The 4,217-nt window shown below is 65.9% G+C and carries 3 protein-coding genes; 1 reads left to right on the top strand and 2 read right to left on the bottom strand.

What is annotated here, in order from left to right:
* Nucleotides 1-189 precede the first annotated feature (189 nt).
* On the top strand, nucleotides 190-1,560 hold the full coding sequence (locus AAFX91_RS39545) for a TIGR03808 family TAT-translocated repetitive protein (RefSeq protein WP_394570106.1): 1,371 nt from the start codon (nucleotides 190-192) through the stop codon (nucleotides 1,558-1,560).
* 3 nt (nucleotides 1,561-1,563) lie between these two features.
* Here the strand turns inward: AAFX91_RS39545 and AAFX91_RS39540 are convergent, their stop codons facing one another.
* Nucleotides 1,564-2,022, bottom strand: coding sequence for a TIGR03809 family protein (locus tag AAFX91_RS39540; protein ID WP_130581020.1), 459 nt, complete (start codon nucleotides 2,020-2,022; stop codon nucleotides 1,564-1,566).
* A gap of 438 nt (nucleotides 2,023-2,460) precedes the next feature.
* Nucleotides 2,461-4,134 carry a S8 family serine peptidase gene (locus tag AAFX91_RS39535; RefSeq protein ID WP_394570105.1) on the bottom strand — a complete coding sequence of 558 codons (1,674 nt, stop codon included), beginning with the start codon at nucleotides 4,132-4,134 and terminating at the stop codon, nucleotides 2,461-2,463.
* Nucleotides 4,135-4,217: the final 83 nt, after the last annotated feature.

The raw sequence follows: 4,217 nt of genomic DNA, 5'->3' as shown, positions 1-4,217 counted from the left end.
AGCGATCCGATCACCTCAAAAGCTCTTGTGCCACGGGGGCCGTCCACATATGGGTCCCGGCTCAAGGCCGGGACGACAGCGGTTTTCGTTGCCGCGGGTTAACCCTACCTGCAACAATTGCGTCTACGCCCCCTCGCGCTCACCCTGCCAGGCTACAGTTGTGCGGTACGACTTCCTTCGCGAGGGATCATGGACGTCAATCGCCGCCATCTCATCGGGGTTTCCGCAGCGGGCGCCGCAGGCGCGCTGGCGCTGTCGGCGGACGCTGCGCGCGCGGCACCGCTCACCTCCGCGCTCGGCCGCGACGCCACGCAATATGGCGTCCGCCCCGGCAGTGCCGACGACCAGACCAAGGCCCTGCAGCGCGCGATCGATGAGGCCGCACGCGCGCAAGCGCCGCTGGCGCTGCCGCCGGGCGTCTATCGCACCGGCCTGCTCCGCCTGCAGCGCGGCTCGCAACTCGTCGGCGTGCGCGGCGCGACCAAACTCGTCTTCAACGGCGGGCTGTCGATGTTTCTTGGTGAAGGCGCCGACAACATCGGCCTCTCCGACCTCACGCTGGACGGCGGCAATGTGCCGCTGCCGACACGTCGCGGCCTCGTGCATTGCCTCACCGCGCGCGATGTCCGCATCACCGGATGCGAGATCAAAGGCAGCGGCGGCAACGGCATCTGGTTCGAGCAGGTGTCGGGCGACGTCAGCGGCAACATCTTCACCAACATTGCAACCACCGCCATCGTCTCGTTCGACGCGCTGGGCCTGATGGTCTCGCGCAACACGATCTCAGGCACCAACGACAACGGCATCGAGATCCTGCGCACGGCCATCGGCGACGACGGCACGATCGTTGCCGACAACCGCATCGAGGACATCAAGGCCGGCCCCGGCGGCTCGGGCCAGTACGGCAACGCCATCAACGCCTTCCGGGCCGGCAATGTGATCGTGCGCGGCAACCGCATTCGCAATTGCGATTATTCCGCGGTGCGCGGCAATTCGGCGTCGAACATCCATATATCAGACAACAGCGTCAGCGATGTCCGCGAGGTCGCGCTCTATTCGGAGTTCGCCTTCGAGGGCGCCGTCATCGCCAACAACACGGTCGACGGCGCCGCCGTTGGCGTCTCCGTCTGCAATTTCAACGAGGGTGGCCGCATCGCGGCGGTCCAGGGCAACATCATCCGCAACCTGATCCCGAAGCGACCGATCGGGACCGCGCCGGACGATGACGCCGGCATCGGCATCTATATCGAGGCGGACACCGCCGTCACGGGCAACGTGATCGAGAATGCGCCCTCCTTCGGCATCGTTGCCGGCTGGGGCAAATATCTGCGCGACGTCGCTATCACGGGCAATGTGATCCGCAAGGCGTTCGTCGGTGTCGGTGTCTCGGTGGTACCGGGCGCCGGGATCGCGCTGGTCCACAACAACATGATCTCGGAAGCGCCGCGCGGCGCCGTGGTCGGGCTCGACCATGCGCGGGTCATCACGACGGACCTGTCAGTCGCCGGCGCGCAGCAATACGCGCAACTCGTGCTCGGCGGCAACGCGGTCCGAAGATAGCTTTTAGAGCGTGTTGCGCAGCAGCGGATAGCGCGCCTGCATGGCGGCGAGGTCGAGCAGCGGCAGCGGCGCCTCTTCCGGCACCGGCGCCTCCTCTTCCACAGCCTGCACGAGCGCGACAACCTCGACCGGCGGCTCCGGCGGCGCCACTGGTGCCGGCCGCTCGACCGGTCGCTGCTGCAGCCGTACCGGAGCCGGCAGCGGCGTCACGCGGCCGCGGCCGAGCCAGGAGATGTCGATCGGCGAATTGTCCAGCGAGGCCTCGCGCCGCAACAGGTCGCGCCACGTCTCGACCGCCTGCTTGGCCTCCTGGACGTTCTCGAGGAAGGACACATCGCTGTGATAGCGGCGCCAGCGCCCGGATTCGAACAGTTCGGTGAGGTGTTCCAGCCGTGCTTCCGCCAGCGCGCACCAGCGCGCCACGATCTCGCGGCCTCTGGCCGCGTCAGTTCGATTTGTCATTAAGACAGCCCGTAAAGAGAGAAACGGACGCAGGACGCAACCGAACCGAATCAAAATATGACGGGGATATTCTGTGGAAAAGGTTAAAAAAGTCTAACACCTTTTCGTAAACGACTCGGGGCACGCAGAGAAGTCCGCAGGAATACTGGATTATTGGGTTTGCGGCTCTTAGACGGTCGACGCGACACCTGCATGACCGTGCGTGCGACAAGGAAGCGCTGTCCCCAAAAATGAAGACCCGTCCGGGGGGACAACCGGACGGGTCAAGCCATATGGGCGCTTGGGGTGGATGGGCGCTCGCGCCTGATATAGCTAATGGGGAGGAATGGATCGCTCCCACACTTTATTGGTCGCGACACCCTGCCCGACGTTCAAAATCCCGGTTCGATTTTTTTAACCTTCCGCGGCGACGGTCCGCGGCCCGAAAGCGCGGAAAACTCACTGCGCGGCGGGGCTTTTCGCGTCATTTTCGGCCGATTTGTCCGCGGCCATGGCCGGTGCCGACTGTTCCATCGCCCGGCTCACAGAAGTGTTATCCTGTGCGGGCGCAGCCGGTGCGTGCTTGCCGGAGGCGAGCGGAACTGCCGCAACGGCGGATACCGCCGCGAACGCATCGGCCTGCCCCGCCCCAAACAAATCATCACGTCCGGGGGCACCGAGATCGCGCGCCGTGCCGGTCAGGATCGAACGCACCTCGTTCGGTTTCAGCGACGGATTGCGCTCCAGCACCAGGGCCGCAATGCCGCTGACGAAGGCGGCGGAAAACGACGTGCCCGAGGTGATCTGGTATTTGCCGTCCGGCGCCGGCAGGAAGATATCGGCGCCGGGCGCGGCGAGCGCGATGTGGTTGCCCCGGTTCGAGGCGGAGAACAGTTTCTCCTGCGCATCGGTGCCGCTGACCGCGATCACGTTCGGGTTCGCGGCGGGATAGAGCGGCGCCGATTTCGCGCCGGCATTGCCGGCGGCGGCGACCAGCAAGATCCCGCGCGCCGCACTCGCAGCGACCGCCCGCTCGATCAGCGGATCCTTAGGGCCGGCAAAGCTCATATTGATGATCTGCGCGCCGTGCAGCGCCGCATAATCCAGTCCCTTCAGGATCACATAGGACGAGCTCTGCGCCCCGTTCGCGGTCGCGCCGAACGCGCGGATCGCGAGAATGCGCACCTCCGGCGCGCTCCCCATCAGCCTGGCATGGGCGGCGATCGCCCCCGCGATGCCGGTGCCGTGCGCATGCGGCCCTTCATTGCTGCCGATCGCATCGAACGTGTCGGCAATCGTATTCGCCAACTCGGGATGGTTGGCATCGATGCCGGAATCGATCACGGCAATGGTCACGTTCATGCCGCGGACCAGCGTGTGCGCCTGCGGCAGGCGAAGCTGCGCCAGCGCGTATTGCGCCGGATCGCCCTCGGTCGGTGCCGTCTTCTGGTCCTGCAGCAGGTAGCGGAAATTGAGCTGCACCGAGCGCACACGGCCGTCGCCGGCCAGCGCCCGGCGCACCACGTCCACCGGGCGGCGATCGGTGATGCGGAACAGGCCGATAGTGGAGCCGAGCAACGGGACGTTCTGTATCTCCAGCCGCGCCAAGCCATGACGCCGCGCCAGCTCCTCGATCTGCGCGTCGGTCAGCGCACCATCGATTTCGGCCACGAGTTCGTTGGGCACCGCGCGGAGATCAACCGCGGTTTGCGGCGCGTTGCTGCGCGATCCGCCCTTGGCTTTCCTGCCGGCCGCCTTGCCACCACTGCCGCCATCCGCAGTGGAGACGACGGGACGGTCGAGGCACTCGCCGTCGCTGCCGCGATAGGCAGCGTCGCAGGCGCGATGGAGGTTGGGCGAATAGCGCACGGAGGGCAGCGTCGAGTGCACGCCAATGCGGGGCATCGTGGTGACGCTGATCCGCGAGGGGGTCCGCGCAACCGCCGCCCCGCCGATATTGGTATTGACGCGCGGCCCGACATTCGCGCTGACGCTCGGCACCCGCGGGGCGACGCGGATTTCCGGAGTGCGCATGATGCTCTGCGCCGCGGCCGGACCTGTGGAGCCGATAAACAGCGCCGCAATCAGCGCCAACGACGTCTCGATCCGCCATTTCGAGCGTTCACAGGCCATGGCGTCTCGCGCTAGGCCGTGTGGACTCTTGGGATTCTCAAATCAGATTGAACGTGATTCAAGGCTTTCTTTTAGGAGGAAGC

Source organism: Bradyrhizobium sp. 31Argb, from assembly GCF_043638955.1.
Lineage (GTDB): Bacteria > Pseudomonadota > Alphaproteobacteria > Rhizobiales > Xanthobacteraceae > Bradyrhizobium.
The sequence above is the reverse complement of the archived record's forward strand: the minus strand, read 5'-3'. Positions and strand labels throughout refer to the sequence as shown.

Bases quoted from the DNA above. Each gene is read 5' to 3' on its own strand.
- AAFX91_RS39545 (WP_394570106.1), top strand. From the start codon at position 190: ATGGACGTCAATCGCCGCCATCTCATCGGGGTTTCCGCAGCGGGCGCC.
- AAFX91_RS39535 (WP_394570105.1), bottom strand. From the start codon at position 4,134: ATGGCCTGTGAACGCTCGAAATGGCGGATCGAGACGTCGTTGGCGCTG.
- AAFX91_RS39540 (WP_130581020.1), bottom strand. From the start codon at position 2,022: ATGACAAATCGAACTGACGCGGCCAGAGGCCGCGAGATCGTGGCGCGC.